Source organism: Empedobacter sp. R132-2 (genome assembly GCF_030324375.1).
Classification (GTDB): Bacteria; Bacteroidota; Bacteroidia; order Flavobacteriales; family Weeksellaceae; genus Empedobacter; species Empedobacter falsenii_B.
The window spans coordinates 103,516-129,915 of sequence record NZ_JACAGG010000002.1; the positions used below are offsets into that span (position 1 = coordinate 103,516).

The 26,400-nt window shown below is 32.1% G+C and carries 19 protein-coding genes; 3 read left to right on the forward strand and 16 right to left on the reverse strand.

Annotated elements, in window-relative coordinates; all coding sequences use genetic code 11:
• Positions 1–9 precede the first annotated feature (9 nt).
• The 7 genes from HXZ69_RS02205 to HXZ69_RS02235 all read right to left on the reverse strand — a co-directional run bounded on the left by HXZ69_RS02205 (position 10) and on the right by HXZ69_RS02235 (position 9,044).
• Entirely contained in the window at positions 10–2,589 is a 2,580-nt protein-coding gene (locus HXZ69_RS02205) for a zinc-dependent metalloprotease (protein ID WP_038335737.1), read from the reverse strand.
• Positions 2,590–2,668: 79 nt separating this feature from the next.
• Positions 2,669–4,138, reverse strand: a complete 1,470-nt coding sequence (locus HXZ69_RS02210; protein WP_286494866.1) for a histidine kinase — start codon at positions 4,136–4,138, stop codon at positions 2,669–2,671.
• Positions 4,139–4,463: 325 nt separating this feature from the next.
• Positions 4,464–5,735 (reverse strand): adenosylmethionine--8-amino-7-oxononanoate transaminase, encoded by a 1,272-nt coding sequence (bioA, locus tag HXZ69_RS02215; protein ID WP_286494867.1) that lies wholly within the window; start codon positions 5,733–5,735, stop codon positions 4,464–4,466.
• Positions 5,723–6,718 (reverse strand): biotin synthase BioB, encoded by a 996-nt coding sequence (gene bioB, locus HXZ69_RS02220; RefSeq protein WP_286494868.1) that lies wholly within the window; start codon positions 6,716–6,718, stop codon positions 5,723–5,725. Before bioB ends, bioA begins: the two co-directional genes overlap by 13 nt.
• A gap of 5 nt (positions 6,719–6,723) precedes the next feature.
• Complete coding sequence (bioD, locus tag HXZ69_RS02225; RefSeq protein WP_286494869.1) at positions 6,724–7,347, reverse strand: dethiobiotin synthase; 624 nt, start codon at positions 7,345–7,347, stop codon at positions 6,724–6,726.
• Positions 7,340–8,443, reverse strand: a complete 1,104-nt coding sequence (locus HXZ69_RS02230) for an aminotransferase class I/II-fold pyridoxal phosphate-dependent enzyme (RefSeq protein ID WP_286494870.1) — start codon at positions 8,441–8,443, stop codon at positions 7,340–7,342. The genes bioD and HXZ69_RS02230 overlap by 8 nt, the downstream gene beginning before the upstream one ends.
• Entirely contained in the window at positions 8,427–9,044 is a 618-nt protein-coding gene (locus HXZ69_RS02235) for a hypothetical protein (RefSeq protein WP_286494872.1), read from the reverse strand. The genes HXZ69_RS02230 and HXZ69_RS02235 overlap by 17 nt, the downstream gene beginning before the upstream one ends.
• Positions 9,045–9,290: 246 nt before the next feature.
• Between HXZ69_RS02235 and HXZ69_RS02240 the strand changes: the two genes are divergently transcribed.
• Entirely contained in the window at positions 9,291–10,739 is a 1,449-nt protein-coding gene (locus HXZ69_RS02240) for an FAD-dependent oxidoreductase (protein ID WP_409410628.1), read from the forward strand.
• A gap of 91 nt (positions 10,740–10,830) precedes the next feature.
• On the opposite strand, the gene HXZ69_RS02245 is transcribed toward HXZ69_RS02240, so the two are convergent.
• The 9 genes from HXZ69_RS02245 to HXZ69_RS02285 form a co-directional block, all read right to left on the reverse strand.
• Positions 10,831–13,938 carry an efflux RND transporter permease subunit gene (locus tag HXZ69_RS02245; protein ID WP_286494874.1) on the reverse strand — a complete coding sequence of 1,036 codons (3,108 nt, stop codon included), beginning with the start codon at positions 13,936–13,938 and terminating at the stop codon, positions 10,831–10,833.
• A 3-nt stretch (positions 13,939–13,941) separates the two neighbouring features.
• Positions 13,942–15,033, reverse strand: coding sequence for an efflux RND transporter periplasmic adaptor subunit (locus HXZ69_RS02250; protein WP_221854547.1), 1,092 nt, complete (start codon positions 15,031–15,033; stop codon positions 13,942–13,944).
• A 4-nt stretch (positions 15,034–15,037) separates the two neighbouring features.
• Positions 15,038–16,288, reverse strand: a complete 1,251-nt coding sequence (locus tag HXZ69_RS02255; protein WP_286494875.1) for a TolC family protein — start codon at positions 16,286–16,288, stop codon at positions 15,038–15,040.
• 72 nt (positions 16,289–16,360) lie between these two features.
• Positions 16,361–17,698 carry a HAMP domain-containing sensor histidine kinase gene (locus tag HXZ69_RS02260; protein ID WP_286494876.1) on the reverse strand — a complete coding sequence of 446 codons (1,338 nt, stop codon included), beginning with the start codon at positions 17,696–17,698 and terminating at the stop codon, positions 16,361–16,363.
• A gap of 3 nt (positions 17,699–17,701) precedes the next feature.
• Positions 17,702–18,379: a response regulator transcription factor gene (locus HXZ69_RS02265; RefSeq protein ID WP_125349494.1), complete on the reverse strand. Its 678-nt coding sequence runs from the start codon at positions 18,377–18,379 to the stop codon at positions 17,702–17,704.
• 148 nt (positions 18,380–18,527) lie between these two features.
• Positions 18,528–19,664 (reverse strand): efflux RND transporter periplasmic adaptor subunit, encoded by a 1,137-nt coding sequence (locus HXZ69_RS02270; RefSeq protein ID WP_219033929.1) that lies wholly within the window; start codon positions 19,662–19,664, stop codon positions 18,528–18,530.
• 1 nt (position 19,665) lies between these two features.
• Entirely contained in the window at positions 19,666–23,994 is a 4,329-nt protein-coding gene (locus tag HXZ69_RS02275; protein WP_286494878.1) for a CusA/CzcA family heavy metal efflux RND transporter, read from the reverse strand.
• 98 nt (positions 23,995–24,092) lie between these two features.
• Positions 24,093–24,398: a hypothetical protein gene (locus tag HXZ69_RS02280; RefSeq protein ID WP_286494879.1), complete on the reverse strand. Its 306-nt coding sequence runs from the start codon at positions 24,396–24,398 to the stop codon at positions 24,093–24,095.
• A gap of 139 nt (positions 24,399–24,537) precedes the next feature.
• Positions 24,538–24,930, reverse strand: a complete 393-nt coding sequence (locus HXZ69_RS02285) for a hypothetical protein (protein ID WP_125349490.1) — start codon at positions 24,928–24,930, stop codon at positions 24,538–24,540.
• Between the two features lie 89 nt (positions 24,931–25,019).
• Between HXZ69_RS02285 and HXZ69_RS02290 the strand changes: the two genes are divergently transcribed.
• Positions 25,020–25,553 carry a class I SAM-dependent methyltransferase gene (locus tag HXZ69_RS02290; RefSeq protein WP_125349489.1) on the forward strand — a complete coding sequence of 178 codons (534 nt, stop codon included), beginning with the start codon at positions 25,020–25,022 and terminating at the stop codon, positions 25,551–25,553.
• On the forward strand, positions 25,513–26,400 hold the full coding sequence (locus HXZ69_RS02295) for a glycosyltransferase family 2 protein (protein WP_286494880.1): 888 nt from the start codon (positions 25,513–25,515) through the stop codon (positions 26,398–26,400). The genes HXZ69_RS02290 and HXZ69_RS02295 overlap by 41 nt, the downstream gene beginning before the upstream one ends.

The following is a 26,400-nucleotide window of genomic DNA, read 5'->3' on the forward strand; positions in this document are numbered from 1 at the left end:
TTCTATATCTTACTTTAAAGCTTCTTTAATACGAATAATTAAATCAGCATAATGCGCTTTTGTAGACGCATCTCCATTATTCTTTTTCTTGTTTAACAAAGTCAAAACACGTTGCAATTCTGCTCTTTTATAGGTTGTCACTTCCGACACTCTTTTCATAGAAGAATAGTTAATGTTACGCGCCATTTTTTCTTCGTCTAAATAATTACAGATAGTTGGTACTTGTAGGTTTTGGTCAATTGTAAGTCCTGCTACAGTTGTTTTTTCAAATAATTTGTTTGTTGAAACGATTAAGGCATCAACGTAATTTTTTTGAGTCATTTTTTCAAGAATAGTTAAGTTTGATTTTTTATCAAAAGCTGCACTTCTTACTTGATCAAATAAATTTTCAACTGTATAAATTTTTTCATTAGATTTTAATTCTTGGTGTTTCAATTCATTTTCTAACATGCGCAATAAGCGATCGTCAGTAAATAAATTATAAATCAATCCATATTGCATTTCTCTCGCTAATGTATACGGCGTTTGCTCGTAAGGTCCCATTGGCGAATTTTTGATTGCATACGTTTTATCTAAAATATCATTAAAGAATAACCATTTTGGTAATTGAATCACATTTTCGTTTAAATAATTAACTGCTTTACGTTGCATATCTGCAGGAACTGGTTCGTATGCTTTTTTATCAATTCCGAAATAAGTGTTGTTTAAATAAATCCCACCAACATTTGCTAAAACATGATTAGAATATAAATCCCACTGCCCTATTGTTTGGTAATAAAGTTTCCCTGTGTTGATATAGCTTTTTCCATCTTCGTACGTCCATTTCAAGATATTTTCTGAAACACGTTTTAGATTTTTCATTCCATATTCACTTGCCAAAACAGCATCATCACCTAAATCTTCTGATTGAGAACGCGGATCAATTGTACTTAAATAGCTTTGTTGTTCACCATAAAAATACATTGGATCATCTTCGTGCTTTTCAATCATTTTACGAAGCGATGCTTTTTCTGTTTCTTGATTTGGAAACCAACGATATCCCCATTCGATTGCATATTTATCATACAAACCGATTTTTGGCGTAATTGCTGTAACACCATCTTCTGGCTGTGCCACATAATTATAACGCGCATAATCCATAATAGACGGTGCAGTTCCACCCATTTTATCTGTAAATTCTTTCGAACGTAAAGATTCTACTGGATAAGAAAAAGAAGCGCCCATATTATGTTTCAGACCAAATGTATGTCCTACTTCATGAGAAGACACAAAACGAATTGCTTCTCCCATGTGTTCATCACTAAATTTATTTCCTCTTGCTTTTGGATCAATTGGACCTGTTTGAATACGCATCCAATCATGCAAAGAAGTCATTACATTGTGCCACCAAATAATATCCGCCTCTAAAATTTCACCACTACGCGGATCAACCACAGAAGGTCCCATTGCATTTGACTTTGGTGAAGCTGCATACGTAATTACTGAGTAACGTACATCATCAATATCAAAATCTTTGTCATCAGCAGTTGGTTCTTTTGCTATAATCGCATTTTTGAAACCAGCTTGCTCAAAAGCAACTTGCCAATCGTGTACACCAGCAATAATTTTTTGGCGCCATTGTTTTGGTGTCGAAGGATCGATGTAATAAATAATTGGTTTCTTAGGTTCTACTAATTCACCTTTTAGATATTTTTCCTTATCCTCGTCTTTTGGTTCCAAACGCCATTTTGTAATAAAGCGTTGATCTTCCATTTTGTGTTGAGCATCATTAAAAAACCAATGTTTTTCTGTGAAATATCCCACACGATTATCTGCTAACCTAGGTTGCATAGGAGTTGTCGAAAGTAAAACAATATTACTTGTAACACCTAAGGTAACAGCCAAATCTACCCCTCCTTCATTTACACTTGTCGTTAACTGAGACTTAACCACAATGTTTTCTGGAAATGTTTTCACATTTTCCACATACGATAGATTTGCCTTTACCGAACCTCCTAAACCTATGTTCGTTAATACATCATTAAAACTTTTTTGATTTCCATCAAAAATTTTGTTCACTTTAATCGCAACAGCTGTAGAATCATTATTTTGAGCTTCTATATCAAAAACCTCAATAATCGATTCTGAGAAATTATCCTTTACAGAAGCTGTGATTGCGTCATTTTTAGGTGAAGAAACTTGTGGAACAATTGTTTTGACCCACACTTTTTTAGCTACTTTATCATGATAAAAAGAAATCACTTTGTTTTCGTAATTCATTCCTTTGTTCAAGCCCGCTTCGTTAACTTCCATTGGAACTTGAGACAATTTATTCACAACCAAAAATTGGCGTCCAAATAAACTATCTGGAATTTCGAAATAGATATCAGTTTTTACTTGAATGGTATTAAACAAACCTTTCTTGTAGCTTCCTTTCTTGATTAATTCATCTATTTTTTTAACTTTCGTTACAGTAGAATCCTTTTTCTCTGTTTTATCTTTTTCAGCTTTTTTATCCTCTTTCTTTTGTCCATAAACAACAGCCGAAGACATTGCCAAACCAAGATATAGTGCTAATTTATAATTCTTTCTTTCCTTATTATGACTCATTCGAACATTAAATTATCATTAATTATGGCATAAACTTAAGCGCAGTTTTCTTATAATAATAGTTTTTTGGAGTGAGTGGTTAGTTTTTTGGAGTGAATGGATATTTTGGTTCGATATAAGGTAAAAAACAAATAAATTCTTCATTTTCTACTTTTGTTGAGAAATTATCAATTTGATAAAAATGATAGATTTTTTGTAAATAGTTTAAACCAAATTTCTCATTTTCTGTCGCTTTATTTTTTTTCTGAAAAGTATTTTTGACGATAATCAAATCAGATTTTACAACAATATTTATAGTCAAAGGTTGATCAATTGTAGCAATATTATGTTTTATTGCATTTTCTACAACAATCTGTAATGCCAAATATGGAATGTTTTTTTCTAAGCTTTTCGAATCTTCGATTTGTAAATCAAAAATCAATTCTTCCGAAAATCTACTTTTATGCAAATCCATGTATTGTGCAATAAAATCTAATTCCTTTTTTACAAGCACTATATTTTCCTTTGGCGGAACAATAAGATATCGGTAAATTTTAGAAAGATTCATCGTGAATTTCTGCGCATTCTCTTTGTTCAAACCAATTAACATATAAAGTGAATTCAACGAATTGAATAAAAAATGTGGATTAATCTGATTCTTTAATTGTTGTAATTGCGTTAGAGTATTCGCATTTTTAATCTTTTCATTTTCAATTGATAACCTATTTTTTTCTTCGATTACAAACGCTTTTTCCTTGTATGTTTTAGATGTTATTTTATTGAATAACAAAAAGATAATGATAATTAAAAAAACAGTTCCCAAGAAAATAAAACCTACATAAAATTTAGTTCGTTCTACATTTTCATCAATGATATAACTCAAATGATTCACGACAATATATCCATCAAAATTCTTGGTGTGTAAAGGTTTTATAAAACGTTTGATATCCGTATCTTTTATAAACTCGGACGAAGCATCATTCAACGTATATAAATCTTGCGAAAAATTAGAATTAATTGTGCTCGTTATCGTATCGCTTGGCTGAATATCTGTAAAATCGAAAACATTTTTCCCAATAAATTTTTCATTAGGATGCGTAATACAAATTCCATCTTTATTGAAAACATACATATAATTGGACGAAGTTGCATCTACTGTCGTAAAAAAATTATACAAATCAAACAGATTAATCGTCGAACCGTAATACATATTTTGTCCATTAGACAACTTGATAGAATCGTAATTTACCCAATACAATGTATCCTTATAATCCAACAAAAAATTATCAATCTGTTGATTTTTTGTAGTATATATCGATTGAAATTCTTTAATATTTGGTTGATTGATAGCTTTTGAAAGGGTTGATTCATCAGGAAAATGATTTGTTTCTAAAGAATGAATAGAAAACCAATCATGGCGAATTAACTTTCGATTTGAATTTAATTCATTCAAAACCAAAAAATGATCTGCTACATTTTTTTCACTTGTCTTTTTAACAACTTTTTTTAAAACTTCTTGATATTCTTCGATGTTTTTAAACTCAAATTCAACTGCTTCATATTTCCTCAAAAAACTTTTTTTGACAAACTCATCATTATTTTTTTGACTTTCTTTATTAATTAAAAAACTCAATATAACAAGAGCAAAAACAGCAATAACACTTACAATAAGCGCTATAACATAAATGGATTTATTAGATAAATGGACTCGAAATCGAAAAGACAAACTATTTTTTTTGCAAAACTAAGGGAAGCTTTTTAATCAAAAAAATAAGAGAACATTTATCATAAAATGATAATTTTCAAATATTTGACAATATTATATAAACTAAAATCTCCCAAAAGGGAGATTTTTTTATCTTTTTAATCTTATAAGCGTCATTTAGAACTTAACATTAAAACAATTCGATTAAAGCTTGACGAATCGTATCATAAATATAATTTAGATCATCAGTCGAAATACAATAAGGAGGAACTAAATAAATAATATTCCCTAAAGGACGCAATAATATACCTTTCTCTAAAAAGTAAGGATATAGCTTTTCGTGTATATCACTAAAATAAGATGTTTCTTCATTTGTATTCCATTCCAACGCCAAAATAGTGCCGCATTGTCTTATCACTTTTACTTTAGGATGATCTTGAATAGACACAACAAAATGTTGATGTTGATGTACAATATTTGCTATTTGCTGTTGTATAGAAGTCTGTAATAACAAATCAAGACTTGCTAACGCAGCGGTACACGCTAATGGACTTGCCGTAAAAGAATGCCCGTGAAATAACGTCTTATTCAAATCATCAGCATAAAAGGCTTGGTAAATTCTATCTGTACAAGTTGTAACGCCCAAAGGCAAAGTACCACCTGTTAAACCTTTCGAAAAACACATAATATCTGGAACTTCTGTCAAATGATTTGCTGCAAATAATTTACCTGTACGACCAAATCCTACAAAAATCTCATCTTGAATCATTAAAATATGATATGCTCTACAGCAACTCATCAATTGATCTAAATATTCAGCCTCATGCATCAACATCCCCGAAGCTCCTTGAACCAAAGGTTCGTAAATAAAACACGCTACTTTAGTTGCAACTTCTTTTATTTGCGATTTAATCGCTTCTATATTTTCTGCATTCGGCGTATCAATAAATATAACATCAAAAAGCTTTTCACTAAAAGGTTCTGTCCAAATTCCTCTTCCACTTACAGACATCGCGCCAAAAGTATCACCATGATAGGCATTTTTGAACGCTAAAATCACAGGTCTATCTTCTTTTTTATTGAAATGATATTGTAAACACATTTTTAATGCTACCTCAATCGCTGTTGATCCATTGTCGCTATAAAATGCTTTCTTTTGATTTTGAGGTAAAAGAGCCAACAAACGTTCAGACAATTCAATTGCAGGTCGATACGTAAATCCTGCAAAAATAACATGTTCCAAAGTTGTTAGCTGTTCGTGCATTTTTTGTGCAATATACGGATGCGCATGTCCATGCAGCGTTACCCACCACGATGAAACAGCGTCAATATATTGTTTGTTATTTTCATCGTAAATATAACTTCCTTCTCCTCTTACAATTGGAATAATATTATTGGCTTTTTTCATCTGCGTATAAGGATGCCAATTCACCAACTGATCGCGTTCTTTTAATGTGTACATGTCTGAGTTGTTTCTTGTTTAACCATTGGTATTAAACCTAAATTTTCAAACATTTTCATATCCTCTGTTACCCCAGGATTAGGCGTCACCAATAAAGTTTCACGCTCTCCTGTAAAAATCGAATTCGCTCCAGCCATAAAACACCAAGCTTGTTCAACTTCCGTCATTTCTATTCGACCAGCACTTAACCGAACAACCGAAGAAGGCATCACAATACGAGCTGTAGCAATCATACGAACCATATCCCAAATATCTACTTTCGGATTATTTTCTAAAGGTGTTCCTTTTACTCTTGCTAAAGCATTTACAGGTACAGATTCTGGATGTTTTAGCATTGTTGCCAAAGTTAATAGCATAGAAATTCGATCTTGATGCGTTTCTCCTAAGCCAATAATTCCACCCGAACAAACTGTAATCCCAGCCTTTCGCACATTTTGTATCGTATTGACTCGATTATCAAATTTACGTGTAGAAATAATCTCATCATAATAAGCTTCGGAAGTATCTAAATTATGATTATAAGCGTGTAAACCTGCTTCTTGCAAACGAATTGCCTGCTCTTCTGTCAACATTCCTAATGTACAACACACTTCTAATCCCAACTCATTTACACCTTTCACCATTTCGATTATTCGATCAAAATCTCGATTATTTCGTACTTCTCTCCAAGCAGCTGCCATGCAAAAACGTGATGAGCCAGCTTCTTTTGCTTTCTTTGCATGTGCTAATACTGTTGCTGTTGGTAACAAAGCTTCTACTTTAATATCGGTATGGTAGCGCGCTGCTTGTCCGCAATATGAGCAATCCTCGGGACAACCACCTGTTTTTACAGATAACAAGGTGCATACTTGTACTTCTCTTGCGTTGTGCCATTCTCGATGTGTTTTGGATGCATGATATACTAAATCTAATAATGGTTGATGATAGATTTTTTCGATTTCTTCTTTCGTCCAATCATGGCGTGTTTCGTTTGATACTTTCATTGTATTTAAATATTAAATTGATACTTAATTGTTTCTGCTATATTTCTCACTTCGCTTGAGTTTATTGAATTGAGTTTTGGTATAATGATGATAGAAATATCCGGAGACAAATGATTTTTTATAACACGAGAAGTGTCTTCATCAAACTCTCCATTAAACACAAAATATTCGATAGCGATATTTCTTAATTTCAGTATTTCAATCGTTAATAATGTATGATTAATACAACCCAAGTAATTCGTTGTAACCATAACTACTGGAAGATTAAACTGCTGAATAAGATCAATCATAAAATCTTCTTCATTAATAGGAACAAATAATCCTCCTGCTCCTTCAACAATAAGAGAATTGGTTGTTTTGGGAAATTCAAAATCATTTAAATTAATCTCAATATCTTCTTCTTTTGCAGATTGATGAGGCGAAGCGGCTTTTTGCAAGCGATAACGTTCTTGATGAATTTTCAGTTCTGGAGAAGTTAACGATTTTACCAACAAACTATCTGATGAATCTAAATCTCCCGATTGTATTGGTTTCCAATAATCAGCTTGTAAAACTTCAGTTAATATTGCTGAAACCATCGTTTTCCCAACTTCTGTTCCTATCCCTGTAACAAATAATTGTTTAGACATTTTCTTTTATCTTTTCTATTAATTGATTAATTTCTTCTTGTGTGTTAAAAGCATGCAAACAGATTCTTAAGCGCTCTTCTGCTACTGTAGGCGGAAATACTGCAAAAGTGTTTATTCCTGCCTCTTCTAATTGATTTTGGATTTTGGTTAATTGACTCCTAGACACAAACTTTAGAATTTGAATTGGACTATTTTTATTTGAAGAACTCGTTAAGCCACTATTTCTAAAATGTGAGATATTATATTGTAAACTTTCTTGAAGCGATTTATTTTCTTTGATAAACTGATAACCTTTTCGTAAACCTGTCACATGAAAATCAGCAATAGCTGTGGTGTAAATAAAAGGTGAAGCATAATTAATGAGATAATCAATCACTAACTGATTAGCTAAAATCGTGGCACCGCTCATTCCCATCGCTTTTCCATAAGTTACAACCGTTGCAAACACTTTGCATTGTAAACCGAATTGATGAACCAATCCGTAACCAAAAACACCAAAAGCATGAGCTTCATCTACCACTAATGCTGCATTGTATTTATTGGCTAATTCAACCAGTTCAATTAATGGAGCACAATCACCATCCATCGAATACAAACTTTCTACCGCGATAAAACAACGCTCTTTTACTCTTTGCAATAGTTTCTCTAAATGATCTAAATCGTTATGTTTAAACTTTATTTTTTTTGCGTTGGATAATTTAATCCCGTCATGTACTGATCGATGTATATTTTCATCAACTAAAACAACATCATGTCGAGTTAAAAGTGCAGAAAAAAGTGCTAAATTGGCATTATATCCAGATGAAAAAAGTAATGCAGCTTCCACTTTATGTTCATTTGCTATCATCTCTTCCGTTTCACTTAGATAATCAGAATTCCCACTAATCAAACGTGCTCCAGTAGAACCATAAAGTAAAGATGGTTGCGCTATAAACTCATTTAAAATCTGCTGATGTAAGATTTCATTTTTAGCTAATCCTAAATAATCATTACTATAAAAATCAATTCCAGAAGAACGAACTTTTAATGTTCTTTTAATTCCTTTTTGTTCTCTTTCAAATAGAGATAGTCGCAATGAATTAAAAAATTTCGACATTATTCAGTTCATTTTCAATTGCAGAAATCCAATTCATAAATAACACTTCTTCTAGTTGTATCACTTGATTTGCATAGATTTTCCATTCTCTATGAAATTCTTTTAATTGTGAAATCATTTCTTCAAGATGACCTTCTTCTTCAACAATAATAGATTTTACCATCACTTTTTGTTGATGCGCCGTCAAAATATCTTGATATATTGGATACAATTCATCTGCCCTCACTTCTATAGCGTAAGTCACAAACAAATAAGCTGCGTATTTTAAATCTTCCCCATCAAGATTAAATTCTTTCTTCAACAAACGACAAACCTGAATATCTAATTGATGTAAATAATACATTGTTGCTTTTGGTGCTAAAAGATAAATAGGCTCATAATTGACACAAGCATCTGGAATTAATTTTATAATTTGCTTTTTCAAATAATAAGCATGGCGATGTTCCTCAGCTGCATGTTTCAATTGGATAAGATTCACAAAAGTTTTGTGCTCACATGCCGAAATCTTTCGTGCTCCTGCATTTTCCATAAACGAAAGTGTATTAAGCCACTTTACATGTAATTTTGGTTCTAAAACAATATGATTTAATAATTTTTTCAATTGATTTTATTTTTGACCAAAATTATAAGTCCAACGGATTGTATATACATTCCACTTTTATAATAAATGATAGTCCGGATATATTAAACCCATTCTAAAATCTCTGAAAAAGGTTGTAGAATCATCACTATAAAGAAGTTGAATAATGAAAACTATTATTACAGAAAAATTCATTATTCATGTATTAATTCTATCTTTTACGATTAGATTTTTCTAAATAGCTACTTTAATCTTATTTTTGCAAAAATTTTTAAATTGAGTACTCGAGAAAATTGGATAAGTTGCAAGAATTGTAATGGACTTGGAAAAAAAAGTCAAGGAGTTTCGAAAAGGAAACTATCGCGTTATGAATCAGCTGTTGCTCAATCTAAAAAGAATGAAAATTTTATTACTCCAAATAAACCAAAAAGTTCGATGCAGATCTGTACTGTCTGCTCAGGAACCGGTTTGACAACTACAAATGAACATCCATCACCCAACGAAAAAAAATATCCTCATGTTGCAATTGTCGGAGCTGGAATTGGTGGAATTGCATTAGCATTAGCGTGTTTACATCGTCAAATTCCTTTTACACTTTTTGAACGTGATCGAGCTTTCAACGATCGTTCCCAAGGTTATGGACTAACGTTACAGCAAGCTAGTAAAGAATTAAAAAAATTTGGAATCCAAACTTTAGAGGAAGGAATCGTTTCTACATTGCATTTAGCACATACTATAGAAGGAAATGTGATTGGCGAATGGGGAATAAGAAAATTGCAAGATAAAGAAGCGATTGAAGCTAAAAACAAAAATAAACATACCAATATTCACATTGCGAGACAATCTTTACGCTTAGCTTTTTTAAATCAATTAGGTGGCAATAATCAAGTTTTATGGAATCATCAATTAGTCGATTTTAATGTTGATGATAAAATAGAATTAACGTTTGATGTTGATGGAATTCAAAAACACTTTAAAGCTGATTTACTTGTTGGTGCTGATGGCATACGAAGTATAGTTCGTCGATTGATTATAAATGAGGAAAATACTCCATTACGTTATTTGGGGTGTATTGTTATTTTAGGTATTTGTAAACTGGATGCTTTAACTAATTTAGAAAATCATTTGTTGGATGGAGCAACGGTATTTCAAACAGCAAATGGAACTGAACGAATGTATATGATGCCTTATGACAAAGATTCGGTTATGTGGCAATTTAGTTTTCCAATGTTAGAAAATGAAGCGATAGCTTTGAGTAAAAAAGGTTCAGAGGCTTTAAAAATAGAAGTTGCTAAAAGAACGCATTGGCACTCTCCTATTCCTGAAATTATTGCAGCTACAGAACCCAAACAAATCACTGGATACCCCGTTTATGATCGAGATTTATTAATGTCAAATTTACTAGAAAATGCTGGCTCTGTCACTTTAATTGGCGATGCAGCTCATCCTATGAGTCCTTTTAAAGGACAAGGTGCAAATCAAGCTTTATTAGATGCTTTATTGTTAGCACAAAAAATAACATCAGCTTATAATAATATTCAAAATAAACAGATTAATTTACGTGAAGAAGTTTTACAACAATATGAAAAAGAGATGATGGAACGAAGTAGCGTTAAAGTGAAAAAGTCAGCAGATGCCGCAAAATTTTTACATTCAGATATTGTACTTCAAGAAGGTAACGTAACGTTTGGTTCTAAGTGGTCTTCTACTTTATAATTAATTATTCTAGATTTACTCATTCATAATCAATAAAAAAGGAGTTTTTACCTTTTGATAAAAACTCCTTTATATAAAACAACTACACAAATTATTTCAGGAATTTTTGTTGATATTCTTTTCTATATGCATAATAAAATACAACTGGAAGAATTGTAAAGGATAAGATTAAACAAATAATTAATCCTCCTACAATCATAATTGCCAAAGGCTTTTGAATTTCTGATCCCATTCCGGTAGAAAGTGCTGCTGGTAATAATCCCATCGATCCCATAAGCGCAATCATCACAACAGGGCGTATTCTACTTTTAACACCATTGACTATTGCTTCTTTTAATTGCATTTTATGCTTTAAATTATCTCGAATAACACCAATTAGAACAATTCCATCAATCGTTGCTACTCCAAAAAGAATAATAAAACCTATTCCCGCAGATATACCAAAAATGGTTCCTGTTACCCAAAGCGAAATAAATCCTCCAATAAAAGCAAAAGGCAGTGTTAATGCAGCTATCGCTGTGTCTTTTACATTTCCGAAATTGGTATACAATAATAATAAAATCAAAACTAACGAAATCGGAACGACCATTGCTAATTGTTTTGCCGCTCGTTCTTTACTTTCGAATTCACCAGCCCATTCCATATAGTTTTCTTTCGGTAATTTAACTTCTTTAGCCACTACTTTCTTCGCTTCATCGATTGTACTTCCTAGATCACGACCTTCTATACTGAATCCTACACCGATATAACGACTATTTCCTTCTCGATAAATAAAAGCAGGTCCTGTTTGATAACCAATTGTAGCTATTTCCTGCAAAGGAACATTGTTCCCATTACTTGTTGGAATCAAAATATTTCCAATTTTCTCAGGAGTATCTCTATAAGCTTCCTGAAAACGAAGAATAACATCAAACTGTCGATCATTTTCATAAAACTTAGTAGCTGCTTGTCCACCAATTGTCATTTCAATTACTGCCTGAACATCCGCTGTACTAATACCATATTTCGCCATTTTTGAATCACTCAATTCTATTCTAAGTTCAGGTAAACCAATATTTTTATAAACATTGATATCCGTTATTCCATTTACTTTTTCGATAGAAGTAGCGACCTTGTTTGCATATTTTTCTAAATCATACAAATCATCACCAAAAATCTTAATAACTAATGAACTTTTTACACCAGCTACATATTCTTCGACATTATCTTGAATGGGTTGCGAAAATCCAAATACAATTCCTGGATAATGATTTAGTTTATCTCGCATCTCTTGAATAATCTCTTCTTTTGAAATCTTGCGCTTCCAATCTTTTTCATCTTTTAATTGAACATTAAATTCAATATTGAAGAATCCTGTTGGATCTGTTCCATCATTTGGACGACCTGTTTGTGTTAAAATAAAATCAATTTCATCACAATCTTTCTGCATCAACTCTTTCATCTCTTTTGTTAATCGAGTTGATTCTTGTAAATTGACACTATTTGGTAAAGTTGCACGAATGTAAATTGCTCCTTCATTCAATTTCGGAAGAAATTCTGATCCATAATGTGAGAATTTAAACAAACAAAGAGCTAAAATTCCTAAAAAGATTCCTATTGTTGCTTTTTTATAACGAAATGCGGTTTCATATAATCCGAAAATAGTTTTCTGAAAAAATCGAGTAATAAAGTTCTCTTTCTCTTCCATATTTTTCTTAAAAAGCAACTTACACATTGCAGGAACATAAGTTAAACTTAATATTAAAGATCCTAATAATGCATATCCTAATGTAAATGCTAAAGGAGAGAACATTTTACCTTCCACTTTTTGGAATGAGAATATCGGTAATAAAGCAACAATAAGAATAAGTAAAGCAAAGAAAATATAAGAAGCTACACTTCCTGCACTTTTCTTTATAACGCCCATTTTACTCATTTTCGCGAAACGTTCTGCTCCTACTTTATGTTGCATTGTAGCTAAAGCAACAAAAACTGTTTCTACAATTACCAAAGTTCCTTCTAACAACAATCCAAAATCCAGTGACCCCATTGAAATTAAATTCGCTGGTAATCCTTGTATTTTCAACATAATAATTGCGAACAAAAAAGAAAGCGGAATAACCGAAGCTACAATAAGTGTTGATTTCCAATTATATAAAAAAACAAAAACAATTAGTGAAACCAATAAAATACCTTCAATAATATTTTTAGAAACCGTATGTACTGTATTATCCACCAATTTGGTACGATCTACAACTGTTTCAATTTTCACATTATCTGGTAAAGTTCTTGTATTCAATTCTTCAATCTTCGCTTTCAGATTTTCAATGACTTCGGATGGATTTTCACCACGCAACATCACAACAATTCCTTCTACCATATCATCATGCTTATTGTAACCAACTTGCCCCAAACGTGGTTTATTCGAAATGACAACATCTGCCACATTTTTGATCAAAATTGGTGTAGAACCATTTAGAGCGACAGTAATATTTCCGATATCCTCTATCTTATCTAGTAAACCAACACCACGAACTACATAAGCTTGATCTCCTTGCTGAATCACATCTCCACCAACATTTATATTTGATTTAGAAACTGCTTCATAAACATCTAAAGGCGATAAATTATAATTCTTTAATTCTGTTGGATTAATTTTAATTTCATACGTTTTTTCTTCTCCACCAAAACTTACAACATCTGCAACTCCTGATACAGAAAGCAATTCACGTTCTATTACCCAATCTTGTATCGCGGTAACTTCCTTGATCGGTAAATCACTTTTGATCACATAACGAAAAATCTCTCCTGTAGCACCAGAAGGCGGTTCAATATCTGCATCAGCTCCTTCTGGTAAATCAACTCCACTCAATTTATTCGATACATATTGTTGTGCATAAAAATCATCTACTCCATCTTCAAACTGAACCGTTACAACAGATAATCCGAAAAGAGAAATTGAACGAATATTAGATTTATGCGGAATACTATTCATTACTTTTGAAACTGGTAGAGTCACCAATTTTTCCATTTCCTCAGCACTTCTTCCTGGCCATTGTGTTATAATACGAGCTCTAGTATTTGTTACATCCGGAAATGCCTCTATTGGTGTATGTTTTAAAGAAAATATACCTGCAAAGAGTAATGCAAATACAGCAAATAAAACAAAGGTTGTATTTCGTAACGAAAAAGTTACGACTGATTGTACTAACTTTTTCATTTATTATTTATTTAATTCCTCAAATATCATTAGAGCGTTTCGAGAAATAACTTTCTCATTTGGAGCAAACTTTTCGCTAACAAATGTGAATTCTTCATTCTGACCAATCGTCGTAATTTTTCGAATTTCCATTGTACAATCATTTTTATATACCACCACATATTCCTTGTTGTTCTCAAAAACTTTGGCTTTGTTTGGTATCGCAAATGCATTTCCTACAATATTTTGTTTATCGATAATAATATCTGCACTCAAACCTGGCATCAAGTTCAAATCTTGATTTTCTAACACAACACGCGCTTTCAAAACGTGTTCATTTTCATCAAACACATTGTATATTTTATCAATTTTTCCAACATAAATTCGATCAGGATACGCCATAGATTTCACTTTTACAGCATCTCCTTTTTTTACATATTGCAGATTATTGGCGTAAATATTTACCATTACCCAAACTTGTTTCAAATTAGAAATAGAAAATAAATTATCTTCTGAATCTGAAATAATAGATTGACCAACGCTCATGTTTTTCTGAACGATATAACCATTTTTAGGTGATAAAATCTGGAATTGACCATTGCCAACCGCACGATACATTCTCAAGGTTGCATTGATTTTATCAATTTCAATTTGCGTTGATTGTAATTCGTGTTCTGCCTCTGTAACTTCGGGTTGAGAAGCCATTCCATCATTCAACAATTCTTTTTTCGACTTGATTTGTTTTCGAATCAAATCCATTTGATTTTGATGATAACGCTTTTGCTGTACCAAATCCAACACTTCGTTCGATTTTACAACTGCCAAAACTTGACCTTGACGCACATAATCTCCTAGCTCGAAATTCACTTTATCTACCACACCTTGTAGCAAACTTTTAAAACCAACCAAGTCATTTTCGTTGTATTCAATTTTTCCTGACAAGGTTAATTGTTCGTGAATCGGCTGCTCTAAAACAGCTACAATTTCAGTTGACTTTTTCAATTGCTCGTTCAAACAAAATTTGTCTTCTTTTACCGCTTCTTTCGGGGCCTCTTGCTTGTTACAACTACTTAAAACCAAAGTAAAAGCAGCTAAAAAATAAAAAGTTTTTTTCATCATTTTATAAATCTTGTCCAACGATATAATTTAGTTCTTCGAATGTGTTTTGATAATTTTCCAATAAATCCAAATAAGCTTTTTGAGATTCGCGATAAGCCTGCGTAAAATCAATAAATTCTAGTAAAGTGATTTGTTTATTTTGGAGATGTTTTTTATAATTGTCAATCATGGTTAGTTGCTCTTGATTGTTCAATTTTTTCCACTGAATAAGTGCTTTATTCAATTGATTAATTTGATTTTGAATGCGATCGATCGAAATATCTAATTCAGAATGTAGCGCATTTTTCGTAATTTGCTGTTGATTCAGTACAATTTCTGAAGCTTTGATGTTTCCTTTATTCGTATTGAAAATCGGTAAATCAATGCTTACACCTACACCTACAAAATCGCGCATAATATTTCCACCACGATCATAATTTACCTGAAAAGCCAAATCTGGTGTACGTTGCGCTTTTTCTAAAATCAATTGTTTTTCAGCTAAATTGATTTCATTTTCTTGTTTTTTTAACGCTATATTTTGCTCTTTTGCTAATTGTTTAGCATTGAATGGGATTGATTTGGAATGAGAATTGAATCTTGAAAAATCGATTTCATTTACATTTAAATCTGAGTTTTGCGTTAACAATCGAAGTTTATTAATGTATTCAATTTCTTGATTTTCTAGCTCAATTTGATCTTTTTGTAAACCGATTAATTCTGTTTGAAGTCTGTAAAAATCAGCTTTCGGAACATTTTTTAAATCAGCTTGTCGCTGATATTGCGTTATCATCTGTTCAAATAAATCAATACTATTTTGCAATTCTTTCTTTTCAGATTGAATACGCGCCAACGAAAAATATGTTTGTCTCAATTCTTTTTTCAGCTCACGCAACAATTCCTCATACTCAAAAAGTGCCGAATTCTTTTCTAATTCTTTAATCGCAACACGCTTTTTTCGTTTACCTGCCGTTTCAATTAATTGCTCTAATTCGACAGAAATTTGTTGATTTTTCCCGTACCTACCGAATAAATAAGGCTGTTCTTCTACATTATAAGTTTTCCAAAGATTAACCTCAGAAATACTCAACGTTGGATTTTGCCATAATTTCTCCTGAATAATTTCAGCATCAATTCTGTCAACATTGAATTTATTCGCAATTAGCGCATAATTTTTTTGTAAAAACGCGGCTTCTAAATTGTCCAACGTTACGTTTTGCGCCTGTGTTTGCATCGCAAAAATAATTGGAATTGCAGTATAATAGATCTTCTTCACTTCTACTCTTTTTGAAAATTCAAAAGTAAAAGTGTAAGATTAAGGCGAGTTTTAAGTTAGATTAAAAGTAGATTAGAAAATGAGTTTAACAATCGTTCCTTTAGGTTTATTTGGAACAATTTCGATATCAATTTGATGAAGTGTAAAAATAATATTCGCCATCGAAAGTCCAATACCTTTTCCTTGAAAATCTTGCGTGTTTTTTCCTCGAAAAAAGTTTTGTTTAATTTGTTTGATATCGGTTTCTAAAATACCAATTCCCAAATCGGAAATATGAATTTGTAAACGGTGATTGATTTCCAAAAACTGTACTAAAATCGGTTGATTGTTCGAATATTTTATTGCATTACTTACTAAATTATTCAACGCAACTTCTAATAATTTTTCGTTTCCTTGAATGGTTAACAATAGATTATTTACGACTTGTAAATCCACATTTATGCGCGCTTGATGATACAAAATTGCATTTTCAATCACTTGCCAAACTACTTCATCAATTCGAATTTGACTAAATTCAAAACTCGTTTTTGCTCCCGAAAGTAACATCATTTGGTCTAACGTTTCTTGCAAATCATTGGTATATTGTTTCAGTTGCACAATCACGTTTTCGTATTCTTCGAGCGTTCTTTTTTTATGATTTGTAACCTCTAAAGTTCCTAATAATGCAGTAATTGGCGTTCGTAACTCGTGCGAAACATAATCGATAAAATTCTTTTGTACATTAAAAGTTTGCGCTATTCGATCAATAAAATGATTGTAAGTTTTAATTAAATCCTCAATCTCAGCATACGACTTATTGAGCTTTAAAGGTTCAGTAAAATTATTCGCATCACGCTCTTTTATTTGTTCAATAATTTTTGTAATCGGCTCATAAGCAATCACTCCTAAAAAATTAGAAAATAGATAAATAAAAATCAACCCAACCAATGAAACCGAAATCAAAATTTGAAGTAACGATTGCATTTGTTCATTAAATTCTTGTTTAGATTCACGCGTGATTACAACAAAATCACCTTCGTTATCATGATAAAAAATTCCGTTATAAAAGAAATCTTTACTTGTAAAAAAATCGGATTTATTGGCACGAATACTTTCTATAAAATTGGTTGAAATATCATTGTTTGAAGACATATTTCCTTTGTACTTTTTGTTGTTATGATCAACAATTAAAATATTTTTTCGTGAAATCGTCTTCTCTAATTGACTTTTTATATTATTGTGTTCTAAAACAGGTAATTCGTCCTTTTCCAAATAATAAATAGAAGCCAAAAGCGTCTTATTCTGCAATGATTTGATCTCTTTTTTCTCCATTTCGGTATAAAAAGAAAAGTAAATAATTGTAGAAACAATCAGAATAATGATACTGAAAATAACGACTGAATAAAGCGCTAATCGGTGTTTTAATTTCATAATTTAAGCTTTAAACATATAACCAACGCCTTTTACTGTATGAATATATTTCATACCATTTTTCTCTATTTTATTACGCAAATACGAAATGTAAACATCCACAACATTGGTGTGATTATCGAATGTTATTCCCCAAACAGCATTTAAAATTTGGATACGAGTAACGGTTTTATCTATATTTTCGATTAAATAATTCAACAACTTAAATTCACGAGGAGAAAGCTCTGTTTCTTCTTGATTGACAAAAACTTTGTATTGATCCAAATCGATTTCTAAGTCATCAAAAATCAATTTATTTTCAGGAATTTCTTGTGAACGAAACTGATTACGACGCGTTAAAGCTTTGATTCGCGATAATAATTCGTCGAAATGAAATGGTTTTGTAATGTAATCATCTGCACCATAGTCCAAAGCCGAAACTTTATCTTGAACTGTATTTAATGCACTTAACATCAAAATTGGAGTGAATATTTTTTTGTAACGAAGTGTCTGTACAAGCTGAATTCCATCCATTTTTGGTAACATAATGTCACAAATAATCAAATCAAACTGAATCGTAAGAAATTCATCTAAAACAGTTTCCGCATCTTTACAAAGCGTAACCAAATGTCCATTTTCTTCTAATCCTTTGATTAAAAAATCGCTAATTCGCTTATCATCTTCGATTACTAAAATTTGCATATACTTTCCATTTTTCCAAAATTAATGAAATTGATCAAGATGAGATGAATATAGCAAATTTTCTAATTGGATTTTAATTTAAAAAGAACAAAATTCAATAAAAAACGAGCAATAAATTGCTCGTTTTTTATATTCAATAATTCGAAGTCTAATCTCCTTCTCCACTATTTTTCATCGCAGTCAAAAGATTATATGCTCCTTTCGAAACATAGACTTTTCCTGAATTTTGAGGAGATTTTATTTCAATCATTTTATTCGCAGAACCTCCTATTTCTACAAGAACTAATCGAAACTGATTTTTAGTTTGTCTTTCGAACACATAGTCTTTTCCTTCAAACTGAATTACAGCTTCTTCTGGTAAAACATTCGCGTCAAGCGAATTCACTTGCAATTCGATATTGAAATACATATTCGCTGTTAATCGCGTACCATTCGCATTCGTAATTCGTGCAAAAACATCAACCGTTCCATCTTCATTCACTTGATTTGAAATTGAGGTGATTTGCGCATCTAACTTTTGATCTGGTTTTGCATTGGTATAAGCTTTCAAAAATTGACCAATCTGAATGTTACTCAGATCCTTTTCAAATACTTTTACATTCAACAAAGAACGATCTGGATTAATAATTTCTAACATCGCATCTGCTGGCGAAATATATTGTCCTGTATTCGCAAAAACCTGACTCACCATTCCGCTAATCGGTGCATAAACATTGATGGTACGTCGGATATTACTCAACGAAACTGAGGAAGGATTGATATTCATTAATCTTAGTTTCTGTTCCAAGGAACTTTTCTTTACCATCAACGATTGACGTGTCGCTTTCGCTTGTTGCATCACTTTGTCACTTGCTGCTTGCTCTGCATTCAAATCCTTTTGACGAACATAATCTGCACTAGCCTGCTCTAACAAAGCTTTTGTTGTGAGATAATCTTCTTGCATTTGAATATACTGCGGATCTTCTAAAACCACTAAAACTTGTCCTTTATTCACATAATTTCCTGGAATTAGTGCAATTCGTTTCACATAACCACCAAAAGCGTTGGTGATAGAAATAGTATTCTCTGGGGTTACAGCCGTCTTTGCATTCAACCGGATAGTTGTAGGTAAATTCTGATGACGTAAAGAGGTCGTATCAATTTCAAAATTCTTTAATTGAGCATCTGTCAACTTTAAAATTGAGGTAGAAATAGTTGCTTTTTGCTCTACTTCGGGTTTTGTTTCTTCTTTGTTACAACTCATCACAACAAGAGATGTACAAAGCATTAAGATATATTTTTTCATATTATTGTGCAGTATAAAAAGTCATTGCGGCATAAGCCTGATTACGTAGATTCTTTGCTTCTAAAAACTTTGTTTTCACTTCGATGATTTGATTATTCAGAATCACCCAATCCAAAAAATTAATCTCTCCTTCTAGTAATTGACGATTAATTGTTTTTTGTAAATCATTCGCAGCAGGAAGTTGCGTTTGTTCAAAATCCCCTACTATTTCTTCGTAAGCATTTACTTTATTTTTTAATACATCAAAATCTTGTTGCAACTTCGATTGTTGTAAAGTATACGCTTGTTTTGCAAGATCAGTTTTAACTTTTGAGGCTTCGATTGACGAATTAATTCCTCTATTAAACAAAGGTAAGCCAACTCCTACTTGAAAAGAATTGTATCGATTTTTGTCCAAATCAGAAAAGCTTTGATTTGAATATCCAACTGTTAAAACTGGAACTTTTTTCGATTTTTCAACTTCAGTTTCCAACGTTGAAGTCTGAATATTTTCTTCCGCTAATTTTAACATTGGATGTGTACCTGAAACAGATAATCCTGCAATTTCATTCCAATTTACACCATCTTTTGTTGGATAAATTTTGAATGATGAATTGGTTAAAAATTGAATTTGTCTTGATTCATTTTCTAATTCATTCTCAACTAATCTCAATTGATTTTGAATCGATTTCAACTGAATAATAGCCGTTGAAACCTCACTTCGGTTTGATTCACCTTTCTTCAAACGTAAATTTGCTTTCTTCAAAAACTCTTGGTAAATCAATTCATTTTCTTTCAATAAATCTTGTTGATATTCTGTATTTTGCATATTGACATACAAATTGGCTAATCGTTGTTTAATTTCAACTTTCGTCAATTGTTCATTTGCTTTAGAAGTACTGATCATTTGTTCGTTCAAAGCTTTCTGGCGTTTAAAAACCACAGGAAATTGAAACGATTGCGAAATAGTAAATTTGTTATCAAATTCACCCGAATTCACTTGTCCAAATTCCGCAGCTATATCTAAAGGTGAAAGCGAACGATTGGTAAATACATTTTTCTCGTGATAAACAGTAGTCAATTCTGCTTGTTTAATTTCGAGGTTATTCGCGTCAGCTAATTTAACAACCTCATCAAAACTCATACGCTCTTGCGCATTGGCAGTTGATCCAAACAAAGCTATAACGAATAAAATAGCTGTAGGAATAGATTTATGATGAGTTGATTTCTTTTTAAAATGAATATTTTCGAACATAACATATAAAATTGGTAAAACAAAAAGGGTAAGAAAAGTTGCACCCATTAATCCTCCGATAACAACAGTTGCTAATGGACGTTGAACTTCTGCACCCGAACCATTACTAAGAGCCATTGGTAAGAAACCTAAAGAGGCTACAGCGGCTGTCATTAGGACGGGACGAAGACGAGTTCGTGTTCCCATAATAACAATTCGAGTTGTATTTTTAATCCCGTTATCACGTAGTCGATTGTATTCTGAGATTAATACAATTCCGTTTAGAACTGCAATTCCAAAAAGGGCGATAAATCCAACTCCAGCACTAATACTGAAAGGCATATCTCGCGCAGCTAAGAATAGTATTCCACCGATTGAAGAAAGCGGAATGGCTGTATAAATTAATAAACTTTCTTTGATTGATTTGAATGCAAAGAATAACAACACAAAAATCAAAACCAAGGCGACTGGAACAGCAATACCTAAGCGAGCTTTTGCATGATTCAAATTTTCGAAAGCTCCACCATAAGTCGCATAATATCCTGTAGGAAGTTTGACTTGAGCATCAACCTTTTGTTGCAACTCTTGAACAACACTCTCTATATCGCGTCCTTTTACATTAAATCCAACAACAATTCTACGTTTTGCATCTTCGCGCTGAATTTGATTTGGCGTATTTTTATAATCTACTTTTGCCAGTTGATTCAATGGAATCTGAATTCCAGAAGCAGTAGGAATCAATAAATTTCGAATATCTTCGATATTTTCGCGTTTATCTTCTGCTAAACGAACCACCATATCAAAACGTTTTTCACCTTCGAAAACCATTCCAGTAGATTGTCCTGCAAAAGCCATATTAATAATTCGATTTGCTTCTCCAATACTCAATCCATATTGCGCTAATAAAGCGCGATCAAACTCAATCACAACTTGCGGAATTCCATTAATTGGTTCGATATATAAGTCTTGCGCTCCTTTTACAGTATTGATTATTTTTCCTAATTTATCTGCATTATTGGCTAAACTATCTAAATTTTCACCAAATATTTTCACCACCACATCTTGTCGTGCTCCTGTCATTAATTCGTTAAAACGCATCTGAACAGGAAATTGAAATCCTGTTGAAAGTCCTGGAACATCTTCCAAAGCTTTACTCATTTTATCCGATAATTCTGGAAAAGTTGTAGCAGAAGTCCATTCTTTTTTTGGTTTCAATACAATAATCATATCTCCTGCATCCATTGGCATTGGCTCGGTAGGAATCTCTCCACTCCCAATTTTTGTCACAACCATTTCAACTTCAGGGAAACGATCTTTCAATATTTTAGCTGCTTTATTTGTGTATTCTATTGTTGTCGTAATATTACTTCCTGGTAAAATACGTGCTTCTACAGCAAAATCGCCTTCTTCTAAAGCTGGAATAAATTCACCTCCTAAACGAGATATCACAAAAACAGCAATAGCAAATAGAGAAAGCACAATTGCTAAAATAAGAGTACGAACTTTTAAGGCTTTGATTAAATATTTCTTATGGAAAATCTCAATTTTAGCCATTACACGTTCCGATAAATTTGGTTTGACTTTCTTCTTTTTACTTAAGAATAAAGTAGTCATCATCGGAACATAAGTCAACGAAAGAATAAATGCACCAATCAGAGCAAAAGCAACTGTTTGCGCCATTGGTTTGAACATCTTTCCTTCTATTCCTTGTAAAGTAAAAATTGGTAAATAAACGATTAGAATAATAATTTGACCAAAAACAGCCGAATTCACCATTTTTTTAGCTGAAGAACCAACTGTTTGATCCATTTCAGTTTGCGTTAATTTATTCTTCAACCCAAATTTTTTGTTGTGTGCTAACTGATGCATCGCCGCTTCTACAATAATCACAGCACCATCGACAATCAATCCGAAATCTAATGCGCCTAAACTCATCAAGTTTCCACCTACACCAAAAATATTCATCATAATAATCGCGAATAATAAGGCCAGAGGAATGACAGAAGCTACAATAAAACCAGCACGTAAATTACCTAAGAAAAGTACCAAAATAAAGACAACGATTAAGGCTCCTTCAAGTAAATTCGTTTCAACCGTATGAATAGTATTGTCAACCATTTTTTTACGGTCTAAGAAAGGTTCAATAACAACTCCATCAGGTAATGTCTTTTTGATTTCTTCGATACGTTGTTGTACATTCTTAACCACTTCGTTACTATTTGCTCCTTTCAACATCATAACAATTGCACCAGAAACTTCACCTGTATCGTTATATGTCATTGCACCATAGCGCGTAGCAAAGCCAGTTTTTACGTCTGCAACATCTCTCAATAAAATAGGTGTTCCACTTTGCGAACGTTTGACCAAAATATTTTCGATATCTTCGATGTTACCAATTAAACCTTCAGAACGGATGAATAAAGAAGTAGGACCTTTTTCGATATAAGCTCCACCTGTATTTTGATTATTCTCACTCAGTGCATCAAATAAATCATTAATTGTCAGACTAAAAGATTGTAAACGTTGCGGATCAATTGCAATTTCGTATTGCTTCAATTTTCCTCCGAAACTACTCACATCTGCCACACCAGGAACGCCTAAAAGTTGACGACGAACAATCCAGTCTTGAATTGTTCTTAATTCAGTTTCATCATATTGATCTTCGTAACCTTCGGCGGGACGAACAACATATTGATAGATTTCGCCCAAACCTGTCGAAATTGGACCAAGTTGTGGTTCTCCAATACCTTCGGGAATCTCATTTTGAACCTGAATCAATCGTTCACTTACTTGTTGTCGCGCCCAATAAACATCTGTATTGTCATCAAAAACAATGGTTACCAATGATAATCCAAAACGAGAAAAACTACGAATTTCGGTAATCCCACCAATATTAGAATTAGCTTGTTCGATAGGAAAAGTCACTAAACGCTCAATATCTTCTGCACTAAAAGAAGGCGCTACAGTGATAATTTGAACCTGATTAGATGTAATATCAGGTTGTGCATCAATGGGTAATTTTGTCGCATCGTAAATACCAAATATCAACAAAGCCAACGTAAACAAACCCACGATAAATTTATTCTTGATTGAAAAATCAATAATTTTATTTAACATCGTAAAATTGTATAGATTAAAAATGTGCTAAATACAAGTTGTAAATAGCTGAAATTGGATAAATTGAAAGAATCAATCTATCATAAATCTAAAAAAAATCACGCTTGTTTTGGCGGTTGCCAGATAGAATCTAAATAATGAGTATATAAGAAATCTTCATCAAATATTTTGATTGAAGTGGTAGAAATTTCTTTATCTAAGTGTAAAATATCAAAGAGTTTTATAGGAGAGAAAAAAAAGTCGATATGAACAAACTCAACTTTCATGAAAGGTAATTTTTGGTCAGTTTCCCAATCCGCATCAACCTCATGTCCTCCATAATGATGAACTAAAAAAGTTTTCATTTCATCCAAAAAATCTCCTCCTTTATCATGTTCAATAAAATGAGAAATAAACACAGGCAATTTATATAACTGACAAAATTGAGTTGAAGTCGTTATATAAAAAAAAATAAAAATTTTAGTTGCCCATAGTTTCACGACCCAAATGTACAGTCAATTTTGCTTTCTTTCAAATTTAATTAATGGAAAAATCTCGTTAAACTTACTTAGAAACCTCTTTCTTCGTAAATAAATGAGAAATTACTTCGAGTTTATCATGATCGAATAAACACAAACCTTCAACATAGAAAGGTGTAAAATGAAAACTTTGTTGATCTACGATTCCAAATTCTTTCAGTTTTGGTTCGTAAACGACAAAACCTGTACGCAAGAATGGTTTTTTAGAGACTTTATACAACACAATATCATTGGTAAATAATCGTCGATTTCGTTTATCCAATATATCTATTCCAATATCTATGGTATCAAATTGTAAAGCATTTTCGTGCCAAGAAAACTCGTTATAACCTTTAAAATAGGTCACTCCATCTATCTCCTTCGCAAAACCTTCTACTTTATTTTTGTTTCGTAATCGATAATATCCAATCGTTTTCATCTGGCAAATTTGCAATAAAAAAATTTAAAATAGAAACGAGCAATATTAAAATAGATGATTAAATTTATCATCCGAAAACAACTAACACAATGTACAAAATATATCCACAAAAAAGATACAATGAAACCTTAGCTTTGCTGAAACAATTTGCTCAACCTACTGATAAAATTCTTGATTTAGGAATCAAAAATCCTTTTACAGATGTGATGTTGGAAAATGGTTTTGATGTAAAAAATACAAATGGCGACGATTTGGACTATTATTATAAGGATTTGCAAAATTATGATGCTAACTTTGTAACGGCTTTAGAAATTTTAGAACATTTGGTAAATCCAATGGAAGTGCTAAGAAATTTGCCTGGAGATAAATTATTAGCTTCAATTCCGATGCGTTTGTGGTTTTCGCCTGCTTATCGTAATCAAAATGATGCGCGAGATGTACATTATCACGAATTTGAAGATTGGCAATTTGACATGTTAATGGAAAAAGCTGGATGGAATGTAATACATCGTCACAAATGGACGCATCCATCAAACAAACTGGGAATAAGACCCTTATTAAGAAGAATTACACCAAGATATTATGCTGTCTACGCAGAACGAAAAAAAGACTTTACTTACTAAATACTCTATTGTTATACCTGCACATAACGAAGAAGATTTTATTGCGATTACGCTAAATTCTCTCGTTAATCAAACTGTTTTACCATATGAAGTGATTGTTGTAAATGATCATTCAACCGATAAAACACAACAAATTGTAGAAGAATTTACAGCTAAATATCCGTTCATCAAATTAAGAAATATCTTATCAAAAGGTGAACATCAGCCAGGAAGCAAAGTGATACAAGCTTTCTTGAAAGGTTACGAAATCATTGATCCTAATTATGATATTATTGTTAAATTGGATGCTGATTTAGATATTCCTTTCAATTATTTTGAGACTATTTTAACTCATTTTAATCATGAGGAAGATATTGCAATGGTTGGTGGTTTTGCGTATATTGATAAGGACGGAAAATGGATTCTTGAAAATCTGACAGATAAAGACCATATTCGTGGCGCATTTAAGGCGTATAGAAAAAATTGTTACGAAAAAATTGGTGGATTACGCGCACATATGGGTTGGGATACAGTAGACGAATTGTTGTGTAAATATTATGGTTGGAAAGTTGTTACAGACGAATCTTTACACATCAAACATCTAAAACCAACTGGCGCGAGTTACAATAAATCGGCGCTTTACAAACAAGGTGCGGCTTATTATGCATTAGGTTATGGATTTTGGATTACATTAATTGCTGGCACAAAATTGGCTTTACGTAAAAAGAAACCCACATATATTTTGTATTATTTGAAAGGTTTTTTTGAAGCTAAAATTAATGGTACAAAAAAAATGGTAAATCGAGATCAAGAGAAATTTATCCGAAATTATCGTTGGTCGAAAATGAAACAAAAAATAAAAGGTTAA